General features: G+C 75.4%; 15 protein-coding genes. 7 read left to right on the plus strand and 8 right to left on the minus strand.

The window, feature by feature from the left end; all coding sequences use genetic code 11:
- Positions 1-122 precede the first annotated feature (122 nt).
- Entirely contained in the window at positions 123-530 is a 408-nt protein-coding gene (locus tag ABZ806_RS15825) for a hypothetical protein (protein ID WP_500218087.1), read from the plus strand.
- Between the two features lie 41 nt (positions 531-571).
- Here the strand turns inward: ABZ806_RS15825 and ABZ806_RS15830 are convergent, their stop codons facing one another.
- Entirely contained in the window at positions 572-1,159 is a 588-nt protein-coding gene (locus ABZ806_RS15830) for a nuclease-related domain-containing protein (protein ID WP_500218004.1), read from the minus strand.
- Positions 1,160-1,613: 454 nt separating this feature from the next.
- Here ABZ806_RS15830 and hrpB point away from each other — a divergent pair, with 454 nt between their 5' ends.
- Complete coding sequence (hrpB, locus tag ABZ806_RS15835) at positions 1,614-4,148, plus strand: ATP-dependent helicase HrpB (protein ID WP_500218005.1); 2,535 nt, start codon at positions 1,614-1,616, stop codon at positions 4,146-4,148.
- On the opposite strand, the gene ABZ806_RS15840 is transcribed toward hrpB, so the two are convergent.
- Positions 4,135-4,884 carry a TetR/AcrR family transcriptional regulator gene (locus ABZ806_RS15840; RefSeq protein WP_500218006.1) on the minus strand — a complete coding sequence of 250 codons (750 nt, stop codon included), beginning with the start codon at positions 4,882-4,884 and terminating at the stop codon, positions 4,135-4,137. The two genes, hrpB and ABZ806_RS15840, sit on opposite strands and share 14 nt — an antisense overlap.
- 92 nt (positions 4,885-4,976) lie before the next feature.
- Between ABZ806_RS15840 and ABZ806_RS15845 the strand changes: the two genes are divergently transcribed.
- Both ABZ806_RS15845 and ABZ806_RS15850 read left to right on the plus strand, forming a co-directional pair.
- Positions 4,977-5,942: an ATP-binding cassette domain-containing protein gene (locus ABZ806_RS15845; RefSeq protein WP_500218007.1), complete on the plus strand. Its 966-nt coding sequence runs from the start codon at positions 4,977-4,979 to the stop codon at positions 5,940-5,942.
- Positions 5,939-6,733, plus strand: coding sequence for an ABC transporter permease (locus ABZ806_RS15850; RefSeq protein ID WP_500218008.1), 795 nt, complete (start codon positions 5,939-5,941; stop codon positions 6,731-6,733). Before ABZ806_RS15845 ends, ABZ806_RS15850 begins: the two co-directional genes overlap by 4 nt.
- 3 nt (positions 6,734-6,736) lie before the next feature.
- Here ABZ806_RS15850 and ABZ806_RS15855 read toward each other — a convergent pair whose 3' ends face one another.
- The 3 genes from ABZ806_RS15855 to ABZ806_RS15865 form a co-directional block, all read right to left on the minus strand.
- A complete protein-coding gene (locus ABZ806_RS15855; RefSeq protein WP_500218009.1) occupies positions 6,737-7,486 on the minus strand; it encodes a hypothetical protein in 750 nt (249 codons plus the stop codon).
- Positions 7,487-7,611: 125 nt separating this feature from the next.
- Positions 7,612-8,343 carry an anti-sigma factor family protein gene (locus ABZ806_RS15860; RefSeq protein WP_500218010.1) on the minus strand — a complete coding sequence of 244 codons (732 nt, stop codon included), beginning with the start codon at positions 8,341-8,343 and terminating at the stop codon, positions 7,612-7,614.
- On the minus strand, positions 8,340-8,936 hold the full coding sequence (locus ABZ806_RS15865) for a sigma-70 family RNA polymerase sigma factor (RefSeq protein ID WP_443098412.1): 597 nt from the start codon (positions 8,934-8,936) through the stop codon (positions 8,340-8,342). The genes ABZ806_RS15860 and ABZ806_RS15865 overlap by 4 nt, the downstream gene beginning before the upstream one ends.
- 336 nt (positions 8,937-9,272) lie before the next feature.
- Between ABZ806_RS15865 and ABZ806_RS15870 the strand changes: the two genes are divergently transcribed.
- The 3 genes from ABZ806_RS15870 to ABZ806_RS15880 all read left to right on the plus strand — a co-directional run bounded on the left by ABZ806_RS15870 (position 9,273) and on the right by ABZ806_RS15880 (position 11,002).
- Positions 9,273-9,977 carry a hypothetical protein gene (locus tag ABZ806_RS15870; protein ID WP_500218011.1) on the plus strand — a complete coding sequence of 235 codons (705 nt, stop codon included), beginning with the start codon at positions 9,273-9,275 and terminating at the stop codon, positions 9,975-9,977.
- Between the two features lie 67 nt (positions 9,978-10,044).
- The gene (locus tag ABZ806_RS15875; RefSeq protein WP_500218012.1) at positions 10,045-10,470 is read left to right on the plus strand and encodes a PPOX class F420-dependent oxidoreductase; all 426 of its coding nucleotides are present in this window, start codon (positions 10,045-10,047) and stop codon (positions 10,468-10,470) included.
- An 82-nt stretch (positions 10,471-10,552) separates the two neighbouring features.
- Positions 10,553-11,002 carry an SRPBCC family protein gene (locus ABZ806_RS15880; RefSeq protein WP_500218013.1) on the plus strand — a complete coding sequence of 150 codons (450 nt, stop codon included), beginning with the start codon at positions 10,553-10,555 and terminating at the stop codon, positions 11,000-11,002.
- Between the two features lie 131 nt (positions 11,003-11,133).
- Here the strand turns inward: ABZ806_RS15880 and ABZ806_RS15885 are convergent, their stop codons facing one another.
- From ABZ806_RS15885 to ABZ806_RS15895, 3 genes are all read right to left on the minus strand, one after another.
- Complete coding sequence (locus ABZ806_RS15885) at positions 11,134-13,602, minus strand: GMC oxidoreductase (protein WP_500218014.1); 2,469 nt, start codon at positions 13,600-13,602, stop codon at positions 11,134-11,136.
- Between the two features lie 5 nt (positions 13,603-13,607).
- On the minus strand, positions 13,608-14,711 hold the full coding sequence (locus ABZ806_RS15890) for an alpha/beta fold hydrolase (RefSeq protein WP_500218015.1): 1,104 nt from the start codon (positions 14,709-14,711) through the stop codon (positions 13,608-13,610).
- A 134-nt stretch (positions 14,712-14,845) separates the two neighbouring features.
- Entirely contained in the window at positions 14,846-17,773 is a 2,928-nt protein-coding gene (locus tag ABZ806_RS15895) for an ATP-binding protein (protein WP_500218016.1), read from the minus strand.
- Between the last annotated feature and the right edge of the window lie 133 nt (positions 17,774-17,906).

Below are 17,906 nucleotides of genomic sequence, written 5' to 3' on the forward strand. Positions count from 1 at the left end.
CGTCCCGGGCTCGGTCGTGGCCCCCGGCGCCGGGGCCCGCTGGGGCGGCGGGCCCCGGCCGCCCCGCCGGCGTCCGCACGGGCGGCGGGACCCGCCCCGGCACCGCCGCCGGGCCGGGACGGCTGCTGGTCGCCGTCTACGCGATCTTCGCGCTCGCGGCCGGTGCGCGGGCGGCGGTGCAGATCGCCACCCAGTACTCCGAGGCGCCGCTCGCCTACGTCCTGTCGGCGTTCGCCGCGGCCGTCTACGTCCTGGCGACGGTCGCGCTGGCGCGCGGCGGCCGGACCTCGTTCCGGGTCGCGGTCGCCGCCTGCTCCACCGAACTGGCGGGGGTGCTGGTCGTGGGCGCGCTCAGCGTCGCCGACTCCGCGGCGTTCCCCGACGAGACCGTCTGGTCCATGTTCGGGCGCGGCTACGGCTTCGTCCCGCTGGTGCTGCCGGTCGTGGGACTGCTGTGGCTGCGCCGCACCGCCCGCGCGGCCGGCGGGAGCGCGGCGGGCGGTGGGCGCCCTGTGAGCGGCGGTGCGTGAGCCCTCCGGCCACAGGTGTCTCATGGTGGTGCCGTCCCCGGTCATGCGGCCGCGGACAGCGATCGGCCGCCGATCGGGAGGGCGTGCACGGCGGCCCGCGTGACCGCCTCGACCTCGTCCGGCGACAGGTCGGCGGTGGGGTTGCGGCGCATCCAGCGGATCAGCTTCAGCGGCGGCGCGAAGACGATGCCGTCGGCGGCGAACGGGGTGCGGACGAGTTCACCGCCGTGCACCGCCAGCACGGGCGTCACCCGCACCGGCACCTCGGCGACGCCGGAGATCGCCAGCGCGGCGGCCTCGGCCCGCGCGGTCAGCGCCCCCACCAGCTTGGACTGGGTGCGGCCGTCGATGAACAGCCTGCCGCCGTGGTGGGAGATCTCCGCGTCCGGGGGCCACGCCTCGTTGTGGACGAGCCACACCCCGCCGGGCCCGATCACGATCTCGTCGGCGATGCCGTGGCCGGGGACCGTCCGCGCGTACAGCACCCGGTGCCCGCGCCGCTCCAGCGTGTGGCGCAGCAGCCGGTTCGTGCGCTGCTCGCCGCGCAGCCCGAGCCGCCACACCCGGGTCGAGTGGTAGACGCGCCAATGGACGAACACGTCCGCCGCCGCCACCAGAATGCCCATCATGATTCCGAAAACGGCGTTGACGAGCAGCCCGCACAGTATGACCGTCGCCGTCGTGAGAAATATGCGGGTCCGCAATCTCCCTTTTCGGCCACGCTGCCAGAGCTCCTCGTACACCGCCTGAGGCGAACCGCCGGTGAACGCGGCCCTGTCCCTGAGGTAGATGGAGCTGCCGAACATGCCGAACCTCCCAGCACCTGCGATGACGCCATCATTATGGGGATACCCAAGGCATTGCCGCTACAGTTGCAAGGGTGACTTAAATCAAACTCCCAGGTCACTTCCTGGGCTTGAAATCATTGCTCACCTGGTCTTTCGCCGGGATTGGCGTAGGCTGTTCCGGGATGAAACGGGAACGCCGAATGAAAGGCTCGATGCAACTTCCACGGCAACATTCGAAGCCTTTTTCAGTGCAATGGATTTCCGTCGCGGCGGGCGGGCGCGGCAGACTGGGGCGATGCACCTCAGCGCCGCCGAGAACCTGCCCGTCCGCAGCGCCGTCCCCGCACTGCGCGCGGCCCTGGCCGGCGGCGGCGCGGACGGCGGGAGCGGCGGCGCGGCGGTGCTGGCGGCGCCGCCCGGCACCGGCAAGACCACGCTCGTGCCGCTCGCCCTCGCCGGGCTGGCCCTCGGCGGCCCGCCCGCCGCCGGGAAGGTCCTCGTGCTGGAGCCCCGCCGCCTCGCCGCCCGCGCCGCGGCCCGCCGCATGGCCTGGCTGCTCGGCGAGCGCGTCGGGGGGCGGGTCGGTGTCACCGTCCGGGGAGAGAACCGCCCCGGCACCCGCGTGGACGTCGTGACCACCGGGGTCGTCCTGCAGCGCCTGCAGTCCGACCCGGAACTGGCGGACGTCGGCACGGTGATCCTGGACGAATGCCACGAGCGGCACCTGGACGCCGACACCGCGCTGGCGTTCCTGCTGGACGTCCGCGCCGCGCTCCGCCCGGACCTGCGCCTCGTCGCGGCGTCGGCGACCGCCGACACCGGCCCGTGGGCCCGCCTCCTCGGGGACGCGCCCGTCGTGGAGACCGCGGCGGCGCTGCACCCGGTGGAGACGGTCTGGGCGCCGCCGGACCGTCCCGTCCCGCCGCCGCACGGCCTGCGCGTCGACCCGGCGTTCCTCGCGCACGTCGCGGCGACCGTGCGCCGCGCGGTGGCCGAACGCGACGGCGACGTCCTGTGCTTCCTGCCGGGCGTCGGCGAGATCTCTCGCGTCGCCGGGATGCTCGCTGGCCTGCCCGCCGACGTCCTGCAGATCCACGGCCAGGCGCCCCGCGCCGTGCAGGACGAGGTGCTCGCGCCGTCCTCCCGCCGCCGGATCGTCCTCGCCACGTCGGTCGCCGAGTCGAGCCTCACCGTGCCGGGCGTCCGCGCGGTCGTGGACTGCGGCCTCGCCCGCGAGCCGCGCACCGACCACGCCCGCGGGCTGGGGTCGCTCACCACCGTCCGCGCGTCCCGCGCCACCGCCGAGCAGCGCGCCGGGCGCGCCGGGCGCGAGGCGCCCGGCACCGTCTACCGCTGCTGGACGCAGGCCGAGCACGACCGCCTCCCCGCCCGTCCCCGCCCCGAGATCGAGCTGGCCGACCTGACCGGCTTCGCCCTCCAGGCGGCCTGCTGGGGCGACCCCGGCGCGACCGGCCTCGCCCTGCCCGACCCGCCCCCGCCCGCCGCGCTGGACGCCGCCCGCGCCACCCTGCGCGCCCTCGGCGCCGTCGCGGACGGCCGGGTCACCGGCCGGGGCCGCCGGCTGGCCGGCATCGGCCTGCACCCCCGGCTCGCGCGCGCCCTGCTCGACGGCGCCGCCGAGGTGGGCGCCCGCGCGGCGGCCGAGGTCGTCGCGCTGGTGTCGGAGCCCCCGCCCCGCGCCGCCGGCGACGACCTGACCGCCACCTGGCGCGCCCTCCGCCGCCAGAACCGCCCCGCCGACGCCCACGCCGCGCGCTGGCGCGACGAGGCCGCCCGCCTCCGCAGGTCCCTGGCCGCCCCGCCCGCCGCCGCCCGCCCGGCGGGTGGTGCGGGCGGGCGGGGGGACGACCGTGTGGCGGGGCTGGTGGTGGCGCTGGCGTTCCCGGAGCGGGTGGCGCGGGCCCGGCGGGGGAGCGGGTACCTGATGGCGTCGGGGACGGGGGCGGTGCTCGCGGACGGGTCGGCGCTGGCCGGGGCGCGGCCCGGGTGGCTGGCGGTCGCGGCGGCGGACCGTCCGGCCGGGTCGGCGTCGGCGCGGGTGCGGCAGGCCGTGGTGATCGACGAGGACGTGGCGCGGGCCGCGGCGGCGCCGCTGCTGGAGACGGCCGAGGAGGTCGCCTGGCGGGACGGGGACGTGGTGGCGCGCCGGGTCGAGCGGCTCGGCGCGATCGAGCTGGGCGCCCGCCCGCTGCGCGATCCCGACCCGGAGCTCGTGCGGGCCGCGCTGCTGGACGGGGTGCGCGCCGAGGGGCTGGGCCTGCTCGCCTGGACGCCCGGCGCGGTCGCGCTGCGGCGCCGGCTGGCGTTCCTGTGCGGCGCGCTCGGCGAGCCGTGGCCGGCCGTCGACGACGCGGCGCTGCTGGAGCGGGTTCCGGAGTGGCTGGCGGGCGCGCGGCGGCGCGCCGACCTCGCGAAGGTGGACGTGGCGGGGATGCTGCGCGGGCTGCTGCCCTGGGAGCAGGCCGAGCGGCTGGACGAGTACGCGCCCGAGCGGGTCGAGGTCCCGTCCGGGTCGCGGATCCGGGTCGACTACTCGGGGGAGCGGCCCGTCCTCGCGGTGAAGCTGCAGGAGCTGTTCGGGTGGGAGGCCGCGCCCCCGCTCGCGGGCGGCCGGGTGCCGCTGGTGGTGCATCTGCTGTCCCCGGCGGGGCGTCCCGCCGCCGTCACCGCCGACCTGGCCTCGTTCTGGCGGGAGGGCTACAAGGCGGTGCGGGCCGAGCTGCGCGGACGCTACCCCAGGCACCCCTGGCCGGAGGATCCCGCCACGGCCGTCCCGACGAAGCGGACCAAGCGGGCTAGCGGGAGCTGATCAGGACCTCGATGCCGTCCAGGACGCGGGCGAGGCCGAACTCGAACGCGCGGCTCGGCGCGGCGGGGGCGCCGTACTCCTGCCCGGCGGCGGTCCCGACCCGCGTCCCGAGCGGGTAGTCGGCCTCGTCCACGAGCGTGCCGAGCAGGGGGGCGACCGACTCCCACCACTGCTCGTCGCTCACGCCGGTGCGGCGCTCGGCCTCGGCGGCGTTGACCGAGACGCGGGCGGCGCTCTCGGCGAAGCCGGTGACGAGCGCGACGACCGAGTCCATCTCCAGGTCGGTGAGGCCGAGGCCGTCCACGGCGCGCAGCTCGTACTCGTACTTGCCGAGCGTGCTCGGGCCCATCGGCGGGCGCGCCATGGTGATCTGCAGCAGCCACGGGTGCCGGTGGAACAGGGCCCAGTTGTCGCGCGCGATGTGCTCCAGCCGCGCCCGCCAGTCCGCGTCGCCGGGCGGGGTCAGCTCGCCGAAGGCGCGGTCGACCATGACATCGATCAGCTCGGCCTTGCCGGGGACGTAGGTGTAGATCGACATCGGCGAGACGCCGAGCCCGTCGGCGATGCTGCGCATGGACAGCCCGTCCAGGCCCTCGGCGTCGGCCAGCGCGATCGCGGCGCGGACGATCTCCTCGGCGGTCAGCCGCGGCTTCGGCCCCCGCTTCGGCCGCTCCTGGACGCCCCACAGCAGCTCCAGGCTGCGCTTCGGGTCACCGCTCCCGCTGTACTCGGTCACCGCCCGATCCTCTCAGGGATGAAACTCTGTACGACGTACGTTATAGTGCCCGCGATGGAAAATCCGTACGACGTACATAGTTTGGAGGGCGCATGACCGAACCACGGCCGGCGGTCGTCGCCGAGGGGCTGCGCAAGCGCTACGGCGGCACCGAGGCCCTCGCCGGGCTCGACCTGCGCGTGCCCGCCGGCACCGTGCACGGGCTGCTCGGCCCGAACGGCGCCGGCAAGACCACCGCCGTCCGGGTCCTGACCACGCTGGCCAGGCCGGACGGCGGCACCGCCCGCGTCGCGGGGCACGACGTCGTCCGCGAGGCGGCGCGGGTGCGGCGGAGCATCGGGCTCGTCGGGCAGCACGCGGCGGTCGACGAGATCCTCGGCGGGCGGCAGAACCTCGTCATGTTCGGCCGCCTCTACCACCTCGGCGCCCGGGAGGCGCGGCGGCGGGCGGACGAGCTGCTGGAGCGCTTCGCCCTCACCGACGCGGCGGACCGGGCCGCGGGGGAGTACTCCGGCGGGATGCGGCGGCGGCTCGACCTGGCCGCGTCGATGATCCTCGCGCCGCCGGTGCTGTTCCTGGACGAGCCGACCACCGGCCTCGACCCGCGCAGCCGGGGCGAGGTCTGGGACGCGGTCCGCGCGCTGGTGGCCGGCGGCACGACCGTCCTGCTGACCACCCAGTACCTGGAGGAGGCCGACCGGCTCGCGGCGGGCGTCTCGGTGGTCGACCGCGGCCGCGTCATCGCCGAGGGCACCCCCGACCAGCTGAAGGAGCGGCTCGGCGGGGACCGGATCGAGGTCGTGGTGGACGATCCCGCCGCCCTCGCCGGCGCCGCCCGGATCGTCGGCCGGGTCGCGGCCGGGGAGGTCGACGTGGACGCCGACGCCCTGCGCGTCGGGGCGCCGGTGGCCGAGCGGGCCGCCGCCCTGACCGAGACCGTCCGCGCCCTGGACGAGGCGGGCCTCAAGGTCGCCGACATCGGCCTGCGCAGACCCACGCTGGACGAGGTGTTCCTGCACCTCACCGAGAAGAAGAAGAAGGAGGAGGTGCCCTCATGAGCGTCCAGGCGCTCCGCTGGGCGGTCGCCGACGGGCGGACGCTGACCGGCCGGGCCCTCGCGCACTGGGTGCGGCAGCCCGGCCAGATCGCCCTGGGGCTGCTGTTCCCCGTGATGGTCGTGCTGATGATGGGCTACCTGTTCGGCGGCCAGATGGACGTCCCCGGCGGGGGCGGCTACCGGGCGTTCATCGTCCCCGGCATGTTCGCGCTGACGATGGCGTTCGGCGTCGAGGAGACGTTCGTGCGCGTCGCGGGCGACGCGGCCAAGGGCGTGACCGACCGGTTCCGCACGATGCCGATGTCGCCGTCCGCCGTGGTCGTCGGGCGGGTCACCGCCGACATGATCCACTCGGTGGCCGGGCTGGCGGTGATGGCGGCCTGCGGCGTGCTGATCGGCTGGCGCGTCGAGGACGGCGCCGCCGGGGCCCTCGCCGGGTTCGGGCTCCTGCTGCTCCTGCGGTTCGCGCTCATCTGGATGGGCGTCTACCTCGGGCTGATGGCCAAGGGGCCCGAATCGGTGGCGGCCGTGCAGATCCTGGTGTGGCCGATCGGGTTCCTGTCCAGCGCGCTCGTCGCGCCGAGCACGATGCCCGGCTGGCTCGGCGCCATCGCCGAATGGAACCCGATGTCGGCGACGGTCACGGCGTGCCGCGAGCTGTTCGGCTCACCCGTCACCGGCGATTCGTGGGCGGCGCAGCACAGCCTGCTGATGGCCGTCGGGTGGCCGCTGGTGATCGCGGCGGTGTTCGTCCCGCTGTCGGTCCGCCGCTACCGCGCGATGGGCCGCTAGCCGCTAGAGGAGCGCGGCGCGGTGCCGGGCCAGCGGCAGCGCCGGGTAGCACGCCTCCGGGAGGGGCTCCGCGCCGTGCTCCCCGTGGGGGGACGACCCCCCGCGCCCCCCGGGAACCGCGCCGTTGAGCGCGGTGCGGAGCCGCGCCCCTACGGCCGAGGCGTCGTAGGGCTGGACGACGCACAGCTCGGCCTGCATCGCCTGCCGCGCCGCCGTCATCAGCGCCGCGACGTCCCCGACGATCACGACCTCGGACGGGGCGCCGCCGTAGGTCAGCCGGACGGCGAGGGCGTGCATCCCGGCGGTGCCGGCGCCCGCGTAGCGGAACTCGCAGACCAGGCGGTCGCCGTCCAGCGGCCCCTCCTGGATCAGCCACGCCTGGCCCGGCACGACCCGCCCGAGCGCCCCCTCGAAGGACGCCGCCGGGACGTCGCCGAGCGCGTCGGCCGCGCGCCCCGCCGCCGCACGACCCTTCACCGGCCCGATCGCGGCGATCGCCCGCAGGAACGCCCGCGCGCCCGGGGTCGCCGCCGCGCGCAGGCAGCCGATCAGGTCGCCGAGCGCGGCGAGCCTCCCCTGTTCGTGCGGGGCCGCCGCCTCCAGCGCGCCGAGCTGCGCCGACGCCCACACCTCCGCCTGCAGCGGGCCGGGCAGCGCCGGCAGGGCGTCCGCCTCCCGGACGTAGGCGGCGTACACCTCGCGGAGCCCCGGCAGCATCAGCTCGGGGCCTGTGGAAGACCGGCGCGCACTCACCCCTCCAGGGTAGGAGACCCCCAGACCCGCAGCGCACGGGGAGCACGGGGGAACGGCGCGTCCTGGGCGGCCGGTGTGCGGCCGGGCCGGCCAGGACGCGCCGGGGGCACTGCGCGGCGCGGGTCCTAGGCGGGGAGGGTCAGGAGTGTGCGGGACGTGCCGATCGTGCGTACCTCGAAGCGGCTGATCTCCCCGGGGCGCAGCGCCGTGCCGCCCTGCAGCGCCAGCGCCGGCTGCGGCGACCCCGGCAGTCCGTAGCCCTTGGCGGGGACGGACCAGCCGACGACGGTGTGCGCGTCGCCCCGCTCGTCCACCGCGACCAGCTCGCACTCCAGCGGCCCGCGGACCCGGCCGAGCTCCATCCCGATCCGGCTGCCCCACGCCTTCTGCTGCACGGCGACCGTGCCGGTGACGCCGGTGCCCGCGTCGGTGGCCGAGACCCGCTGCCCGTCCCGCAGCAGCGCGGCCGTGCCGTCGTCCTGGCGGGCGGGCGGGGACGCCGGCGCGCCGCGGTCGGCGCCGAGCGTGAACCCGGTGCCGAGCGCCCCGCCGAGCAGCACGACCCCGGCGGCGGCCGCGGCCAGCGCCCGCGCCGCCCGGTGCCGCCGCTCCCGGCCGGCCCGGTGCCGCAGCAGGTCCGACACCACGGCGGGCTCGGGCGGGACCGGCATCGCGTCGGCCGGCTCGGCGATCGGCGCGATGCCGTCCAGCGTCCGGGCGAGCCCGCGCAGCGTGCCGAGCTCGTCGTGGCAGGACGGGCACGCCGGCAGGTGCGCCTCGAACGCCCGGCGGTCGGGCTCCTCCAGCAGGCCGAGGGCGTAGGCGCCGACGTCGATGTGCGGCGGATCCGCGATCACGGCGTCACGCCCCTCTCCTCCAGGGCGACGCGCAGCGCCCTGAGCGCGTAGTAGACCCGGGACTTCACGGTGCCCACGGGGATGCCGAGGTGCCGGGCCGCCTCGTTGACCGAGCGGTCCCGGAAGAAGGTCTCGTTGAGGACCTCGCGGTGGGCGGGGGACAGCGCGAGGAGGGCCTCGGACACGACGACGGAGCGCAGCAGATCCTCCAACCCGTCGGGCACGCGCATCTTCTCCAGCGGGCCCTCGCCCGCCTCCTGCGGCCGTGCGTTCTTGCGGCGCTGGTCGTCGATGACGATCCGGCGGGCGACGGTCGCGAGCCACGGCAGTAGCGAGGCCGCGTTCTCGTCGAGCTGGTGCGCGCTGCGCCACGCGCGGATCATGGTCTCCTGCACCACGTCCTCGGCCCAGTGCCGGTCGCCGCCGGTGAGGCGCAGGACGAACGACAGCAGCGGGCGCCCGTACACCCGGTACAGCTCGGTCACGATCACCTGGTCGTCCACGCCGCCGGCGGGCTGCGGGCCGCGGAACCAGCTCCACGGTCCGGGCGGGCGTTCGCGGGTGGCCGAGGCGGCCGGTGATCTGTGGGCCATCGGGGTCTCCGGGCGGGTGCGGGGGCGGTGCGGGGCGGGACGACGCGGTGACCGTGTGTCGGGTGTCACGCTGGGAGGCAGTACGCGACGCCGGGGCCGCCCGGTTCAACCACGACCGGTTCGTGGTGGATTTTCCAGTTGAGTCCTTACTAGTTCGCCATGTTTTACTTACGTTCGGCGCGGACGGTCGCCGCGGCGCGTCCAAGGGGCGTGACAGACCGCGACACGATTCCGTTAACGGAGTCCTCCGCCGGGGCAACGCTCACTCCACGCTTGGAGCGAATGCGGGCATCGGGCCCATTTGCCCACACAGGACCGAGGGGCGGGATCGGCACAGTGGAAGGACGCGGGGAAGTACAGCTCAGCTACCGCCTGCTGCTGGCGGTGGACATCCAGGGGTACAGCAAGCGCGACACGCGCGAGCAGCTGCTCGCGCAGCGGCAGCTGTCGGACGCGCTCGACCGCGCGGCGCGCGGCGTCGGCCTCGACCGGGCCGGCTGGGCCAAGCAGGTCGGCGGGGACGGCGAGCTCGCCACCCTGCCGGAGGGGGTCGACCCCGCGCAGGTGGCCGGCGACTTCGTCGTCCTCCTCGACGAGGCGCTGCGCGAGACCAACCGCGACCCCGGCCGGTTCCGGCTGCGGGTGCGGCTCGCGCTGCACCACGGCACGCTCACCGCCGGGCCGTTCGGGCCCGCCGGCGACGCGCCCATCGTCGTGCAGCGGCTGCTGGACGCGATGCCGCTGCGCCGCCTGCTGACCGACGACCCGGGCCGCGACCTGGCCTACGTCGTCTCGGACTCGCTGTTCGACGACGTCGTGCGGACCGGGTTCTGCGCGCTGCCGCCGCACGAGTTCCAGGCGGTGAAGGTGGTCGCGAAGGGCGCCGCGTTCCGCGGCCACATCCACACCGGCCGCGCCGCCCGCCGCACGGCCCGCCACCAGGCCCGCGAGGGCGACGCCGGCGGCGAGCGGGGCGGCCCGGCCTCCGGACCGCCCCCGCACGCCCGCGTCCTGACCCTCCCGACCGCCGCGGCGCGGTAGCCGGGAAGGGATCGGGGAACGGCGTGGTTGTGGCCGGGAAGGCTGATCTCTTCCAAGGAGGCCGACGATGGCGGACGACGCGGCGCTGGTGCAGCTGCTGAAGGACCGGGACCTCGGGGTGCTGGCCACGCTGAAACGCGACGGGCGGCCGCAGCTGTCCAACATCAACTACCACTTCGACGCGGACCGCCGGCTCGTCCGGATCTCGGTCACCGCCGCCCGCGCCAAGGCCCGCAACCTGGCCCGCGACCCGCGCGCCAGCCTGCACGTCAGCGCGCCGGACGGCTGGTCGTGGGCGGTCGCCGAGGGCACCGCCGAGCTGTCGGCCGTTGCCGCCGACCCCGGCGACGCGGCCGTCGAGGAGCTGATCGAGGTGTACCGCGACATCCGCGGCGAGCACCCCGACTGGGACGACTACCGGCGCGCCATGGTCGCCGAGGGCCGCGTTGTCATCCGCCTCCGCGTCGAACGCCTCTACGGCCAGGCGGGCTGAGGCCGGGCGGGCTGAAGCCGGGCGGGGGCCGCCCGGCCCGCCGGTCTTGTGAGGGTGGTGGGCGGGTGGCTACGGTTCGGTCATGATCCAGGCCACCGCCACCACCAGCGCCACACCCGAAGAGGTGTTCCGGCACCTGGCCGTCCCGGAGGCGTGGGGCGCATGGGGGAAGTTCCCCATGCCCGCCAGGCAGGCGCGCAAGGGCGACACCACCACCTACGGCGTCGGGACGGTCAAGAAGATCTGGCCCGCCAGCGAGCAGACCGTCGCCTACGACCCGTACTCGCACTTCGGCTACATCGCCCTGGCGGGGCTGCCCGTGCGCCGCTACCGCTCCGACGTGTACCTGGAGGCCCGCGACGGCGGCACCGCCATCCGCTGGGAGGCGGTGTTCGAGCCGCTGATCCCCGGCACCCGCCCGCTGCTGCGGTTCGCGCTGGGCCTGATGCTGAAGACGTTCGTCCGCTGGCTCCCCGCGCACGTCGAGCACTGCCCTGGCACCTGCCCCGCCCGCAGCGCCGGCGACATCTGACCCGCACGCGCGGGGAGAATGCGGGCCGGAGGCCGCGCGACCCCCCGCGCGACCTCCGGCGAAAAGGTGCAGGCCGAGAGCACCCCGCAGTTCCCTCGGCCTGCACGTCCTTGGCCCCCCTCGGATCCCGGTCAGACGGGATCCGGGCCGTACACCTCCCACAGCTCCCCGGCGAAGAACCGGCCGAAGTCGAGCAGCGTGCCCGCCCCGTCCGGGCCCGACGTGCGGAACGTCGTGAGCTGCCGCGCGAAGTCCGTCAGCTGGATGTGCAGCACCCCCGCCGCGACGACCTCCGCGTCGTCCTCCCCGTCCTCGCCGACGTGGCCGTCCAGCAGCCGCACGTAGAGCGTGGACGTGTCCGGCCAGATCCGCGTCGGCGGCCCGTGCAGGACGTTCTTGTGCCCGCTCAGCGTCCGCCGCCGGTCCTCGCCGTCGGTGTAGAACAGCCGGTACTTCATCAGCCGCCGGTCCTGCGCGCCGTCGGCGACGAACAGGTTGAACGAGCCCCGCTCGACCGGGCAGCGGCCCCCGTGCCCGCCGGCGTCGACCCACCCCTCGGCCTTCGCCTCGTGGTCGGGGTCGGCGAGGAACCGGTCGGCGTCGTCCGCGGTGATCGTCAGCCGGAACGCCAGGGGCCGGCGCCCCTCGGCCAGCTCGCCGATCCGCGCGTCGCCCTCCCCGTAGGTGACGAACCCCTTCATCTCCTCGGTGAACGACAGCGACGTGCGGCCCGCGGCCGCGGCGGACGGTCCCCGTGTCCCGCCGCGGCCGTCCGGAACCGGGCCGGTCCGCTGCGCGGAGGCGCCCCCCGGCGCCCCCGCGGACGGACCGCTCGCCGAGCCGTTCGCCGCCCCGCCGAGCGAGCCGGCCCCCCCGGCCGGCTCGGCCCCCGTGGCAGACGGGGCGGTGCCGGGCCCGGCCGCACGCCCCCGTGCGGACGAGCCCTCCAGCAGCCGCGTCGCCATCCGGTCGGCGTGCGCGGCGATGGTGAGCGAGGGATTCGGGCCCACCGGACCCGGCATCGCCGCCCCGTCGGCGATGTAGAGGCCCGGGAACCCGAACACCTCGCCGAAGGCGTCGCAGACGCCCTCGCCCTGATGGCCCCCCATGGGGGCGCCGCCCAGCGGGTGGACGGTGATGATGCGCTTGCGGAACCACATCGGGTTGTCGTGGTAGTCGGCGCCGAGCACGTCCGCGATGCCCTGCATCGTCTTGCGGACGCGGTTGAACAGCGCCTCGCTGGTCTCGGCGTCCCAGTCGGCGGCGAGCCGGCCGCCCTTCAGGCGCAGCCGCCCGTCGGCGCTGTCGCGGCCCATGCCGAGCAGCGGCAGCGAGCTGACCGTGAGGGCGCCGTCGCCGATCAGGTCGGCGATCTCCTTGGACAGGTTCGTGTCCGGCGCGTCCTTGAAGAACTCGGTGAACCGGTTCCACAGGAACTTCACGGCGCGCTCGAAGTCGTTGCCGAGGTCGAGGCTGTCGACGATCCAGTCGGTGAAGCCGGGGTAGCCGCCGTCCTGGATGTAGGCGCCGCGGCCCGCGCCGGGCACGCCGTCCAGCTCGTCCGGCAGCCGGATCGCGGTGGTGATCACCGGCCCGCGGCTGGCGTTCAGCGGCCGGACCCGGTTGCGGTCCTTGGCGCGCAGCAGGAACGTCAGCAGGTCGCCGTTGCCGCTGAACCGGGTGCCGAGCGCCTCCGACAGGCCCGGGAACGACTCCCGCGACTTCAGCAGCAGGAACGTGGTGCCGTAGGTGCCGGCGCCGAGGACCAGCCGGTCGCAGGAGATCGTCCGGACGGGCGGGCGGCTCTTCCTGGCCGTCAGGTCGGCGTGGTGGACGTAGTCGACCTCGTACCCGCCGCCCGGCCGCGGCCGGATCGCCTTCACCTCGTGGGAGGTGCGGATGTCGGCGCCGTGGTGCGCCGCCGCCGACAGGTAGGTGTGGTCGAGGCTGTTCTTGGCGCCCTCGTTGCAGCCGATGTCGCACTCGCCGCACAGCTTGCACGTGCGCCGCTCGGCGCCGTGGATGTTGCCGTAGCCGGCGTCGGCGATCGGCAGGCTCAGGCCGGGCGTGCCGCCGGGACGGGACGCGAAGCTGACCGCGAGCGGCGGCAGCGAGATCTCCAGCCCCAGTTCGGCCGCCGCGTCCTGCATCGCGTGCGACTTCGGGGTGTCGTCGAACGGGACCTGCTCCAGCGGGTAGGGGGTCGCGCCCAGCATCTCCTCGACCGCGTCGTAGTGCGGGTCGAGGTCGGCGCGGGTGACCGGCCACGGGTCGTGCCCGCCGTCCGGGCGGTCGTTGACGAACCACCGCTCGTCCTTGCGCAGCAGCACGTTCGCGTAGATCAGCGACCCGCCGCCGAGCCCGGACGACACGACCGAGTCGCAGCCCTTGAAGCTCCAGACGTCGAACATCCCGTACAGGCCCTCGGCCGGGTCCCAGAACGCCCGGCCCATCTCGGCGGGCGAGCGGGGGAAGTCGCCGGGCGCGTACGGCCGCCCGCGCTCCAGCAGGACGACCGACTCGCCGGCCTCCGCCAGCCGGTACGCGGCGACGGACCCGCCGAACCCGGACCCGACCACGACCACGTCCGCATGCTCCATCGGGATCAGCCCGCCTTCCGCTTGAGGAAGTCGACGACCTGAGGGAACACCTCGGTGTCGGCGTACCGGCCCATGAACGGGTCCTGGTGGCCGTAACCGGGCAGGATCGCCAGCTCGTGGCGGCCGGGTGCGGCCTCCTCGAGCGCGCGGTGGCAGACGATGTTGGAATCGGTGAACACGTGGTTGCGGTCTCCGGTGAGGAACAGGATCGGCGTCGTGACGGCGGCGGCGCGCGCGAGGTAGTCGTCGGGGAGGGCGGCGAAGCGCGGGTCGCGCCGGTCGTACTTCACCGCGCGGCCGGCCTTCACCATCGCGTGGATGTGCCGGTAGTAGTCGACGTTGCAGGCCCCGAACAGGTCGGGCAGCCGGCCGTGCGTGACCGGCGACATCTTCTCGTGCGTGAAGATCGGTTTGCCGCCGCCCCACATGAAGCTGAGCATGTGGCAGGCGGGTTCGGCGCACCCGCGGTGGAACGGCGCGACCGCCTTGGCGAGCATCCAGCCGCGCGTCATGACCGGGGCGACTCCGAACCGCGGGTCGAGGTGGCACGGTCCGACGACGTACTCCATCAGCGCCGGACCGTAGCCGAGCTTGATCCTCGACCAGGCCGGGGTCCGCGGGGTCAGCGAGACGCTGTTGCAGACCAGGCTGGTGACACCGGTGACGGTGCCGGCGGCCAGCGCCATCGAGAACGAGATCGAGCCCACGCAGTGCGCGACCACGTGGAGGCGCTTGTCGCCGATGTGGCGCCGCAGCTCGGCGATCGCCGCCGGGTGGTCCCACAGCGCGAGGGCGTCGAGGCTGTGCCGCCCCATCTCGGAGTTGTAGGGGAACCGGCCGCTGATGCGCAGGTCGACCGCCCACACGTCGCCGAAGCCGGCGTCGTGCAGGAAGTTCACCAGGTTCGTGTGCTCCGGCATGATGTACATGTCGCTGGACGTCGTCAGGCCGTGCACGAGCAGGACGGCGTCGCCGCCCCCGTCGGCCGCGGCGCGGCGGAACCGGGTCAGGTTCAGGCCCAGCCCGTCGCCGGTCGGAAAGGGATGCACGGACACCTCGGCGTCGGCGACGCCCGCGTGCGTGAAGCGCGCGATCCGCTGCTCGTCCATGTCCGTCTCCTCCGCTTCCTGACGCTCCAACCTTGCCAAACGCGGATATCGGCGCGGCATCGTGGAGAACCCGTACTTACGTGCGCGGCCCGGCCACCGGTACGTACGGGACGTACGTGAACTATGACTCGGATCTACTTGGAACGGTTCATCGCGGTCGCGACGCCGACCCGCGAGGACACGCCGATCTTGGCGAAGACGCGGGACAGGTGGGTCTCCACCGTCCGGACGCTGAGGTAGAGGCGCTCGGCGATCTGCTGGTTGGCCAGGCCCTCGGCGACCAGCAGCGCGATCTCGTGCTCGCGCGGCGACAGCGCGTACGGCAGGTCCCGCTTGCCCTTGCCGCCTCCCGCGGCGGTGCCGGCGGCGGGCACCCGCACGCCGAGGCGGCGCTGCTCGCGGGCGGCCTGGGCGTGCAGCCCCTTCATCCCGCAGGACTCGAAGATCTCCGCCGCGGCGCGCAGCCGCTCGCGGGCCGGGGTGCGGTCGCTGGCGGCGGCGTGCGCGAGCCCGGCGGCCAGTTCGGCGCGGCCCGCCTCGGGCCGCCGCCCGGCCTTGGTGAGCAGGTCGGCGGCGTCCGCCGCCAGCGCCGCCGACGCGGCGGGGTCGGCGGCCCGCAGCGCGTGCGCGCGGGTCAGCCGCGCGAGCCCGACGTCGCCGGTCAGCGCCGGGGCGGCGATCGCCTCGGCGATGTCGGCCCAGTTCGCCGCGTCGTCGTCGTCCTGCGCCGCTCGGACGCAGGCGAGCGCCTCGGCGCAGCTGCCGAGGGTGCCGAAGTCCAGGCCCTGGTCGCCGGTGCCGCACGCCGCGATCAGCGCGGTGGCGCCCTCCTCCAGCCGGCCCTCGTTGATCACGGCGATGGCGCGGGCGACGTGCGCCATGTGCGTCCACCACTCGCCCGAGCCGGTGTCGTTGGCGACGGCCTCGTCCCCGGCCCGCAGCGCCCGCTCGTGGTCGCCGGTCCAGGACGCGGTCAGGCACTGCTGGATCAGCCCGTAGGCCAGGACCTCCTGCGAGCGCAGGTCGCGGCCGACCGCGGTGGCCTCGTCGGCGACGGCGGCGGCCTCCTCCAGCCGGCCGAGCTGCGCCAGCACGCGGGACTGCCCGGCCAGCATGTAGCCGAGCACGAACGTCTGCCCGGTCGCCCGGGTGATCGCCACCAGCCGCTCGGAGTGCCGCAGCGCCTCGTCGTACATGCCGAGGAAGCACTCGGCGAACACCAGCCAGGCGAAGCAGTCCAGGCAGTCGGCGAAGTCGGTGTCGGACGCGGCCGAGAACAGCCGGTCGGCGGTCTGCGCGAAGCCGATCGCCTGCTCGACCTCGCCGCGCCCGTAGGCGACCATCGGGCGCATCGCCGCGACCGCCGCCGTCAGCCCCGGGCTCCAGCCGGGCGCGCTGTCCGGGATCGTCTGCAGGATCGCGTGCGATCCGCGCGTGTCGATCTTCTGGATGCGGTCGGCGACGAGCCGGATCCGCAGCAGCACCGCCTCGGGGGTCTGCCGGTCGGTGATGCGGCGCAGCTCGTCCAGCACCAGGGCGCGGGCCTCGTGGATGCGGCCGAGCTGCCGCTCCATGATCGCGCACATGTGCACGGTGCGGGCGCGCCGGACGATGTCGCCGGGCGGCAGCAGCCCGAGCAGCGTGCGGGCGGTCTCCCGGCCCTCCTCGGCGTGCCCGCTGACGGCCTGCACGTGGGTCAGCTCGACCAGCAGGCCGATCCGGTCGGGGTAGGCGCCGCCGTCGGTGTCGGGCATCAGGTCGAGCGCGGCGCGCAGCCAGTACGCGGCGGTGCCGGGCGCCTGCTGCGCGACGACGCGGGCGGCCTCCACCAGCGTCCGGATCGCCTCGGCGTCGCCGAACCGCGCCGACCGCACCACGTGGTGGGCGCGCACGGCCGCGGGGGCGCCGAGGTCGGCGAGCCGCGCCGCGACCCGCGAGTGCGCGGCGATCCGCCAGCCCGCCGCCGTCGAGGCGTAGGCGACGTGCCGGACGAGGGGGTGCCGGAACCGGAACCGGCCGTCCGGCGCGGACCGCACCACGTCGTGGCCGGTCAGCACGTCCAGCGTGGCGAGCGCCTCGCCGGGCTCCATCTCCGCGGCCACCGCCGCCAGCTCGGGCTCGAACACGTCGGCCGCCACCGCGGCGCCCCGCGCCATCCGCAGCGCCTGCGGCGGCAGGGCGCTCAGCTCCACCTGCAGCGCCGCGCGCACCGCCGGCGGCACCTCGGTCAGGTTCGCGACGCCCTTCTCCCAGTGCGAGGCGCTGTTCAAGGCCACCGGCGCGGCGCCGCCCGCCATCTTGGCCAGCGCCTCGAGGTAGAACGGGTTGCCGCCGCTGGCCTTGAACAGCGCCTCGCACTGGGCGTGGCTCATGTCCGGGCCGAGGAGCTCGCGGACCTCGCTCTGCGTGAGCGGGTCGACGGTGACCCGCACGCCCTGCGGGCCGGCCGCGTCCACCAGCGCCATCAGCCGCGGCGACGCCTGCGCGGGCCGGTAGGCGACCGCGACCAGCACCCGGGCGCGCGGCGGATGCCGGACGAGGTGGTCCAGCAGCTCGATCGTCGCGTCGTCGGCCCAATGCAGGTCGTCCAGGATCAGCACCAGCCCGGACGGCTCGGCCAGCTCCTCCAGCAGGTGCCGGACCGTGCGGTGCAGCTGGTACCGCGCGACATGGGAGTCGGGGGAGGCGGCGGGCGGGGCGCCGGTCAGGTCGGCGAGCGCGGGGAACACCGTGCCGAGCAGGCGCAGCGCGCCCGCCGGCAGGCCCAGGGTGTGCTCTTCGAGCCGGTCGTCGAGCGCGTCGACCACGGCGCCGAACGGCATCTCCTGCTCGAACTCGGCCGCGCGGCCCGCCACGAACGGCAGCTTGCGCGCGATCGCGCCGTCGGCCAGCTCGTTCAGCAGCCGCGTCTTGCCGGCGCCGGGCTCGCCGACCATCGCCAGGAAGCCGTAGCCGCCCGCGGCCGCGTCCAGGACGCGGCCGATCTCCTGCAGCGCGTCCCGTCGGCCGACCAGCGGAGCGTTGCCGGAGCCCCCGGCTCGGCGCGCCGCACGACCCTGCATGTCCACATCCCAACAGCGACAGGCGGTCGATACGCCGTGATCATGCTTCTCGTTGTGGTCCCGGAGAATTGCGGGATCACCTTATCGGGTGGAACGTCAATAAGGCGGGGCAACACGCCCCCGCCTGGGCGTG

The organism is Spirillospora sp. NPDC047418, assembly GCF_040643275.1.
Taxonomy (GTDB): domain Bacteria; phylum Actinomycetota; class Actinomycetes; order Streptosporangiales; family Streptosporangiaceae; genus Spirillospora.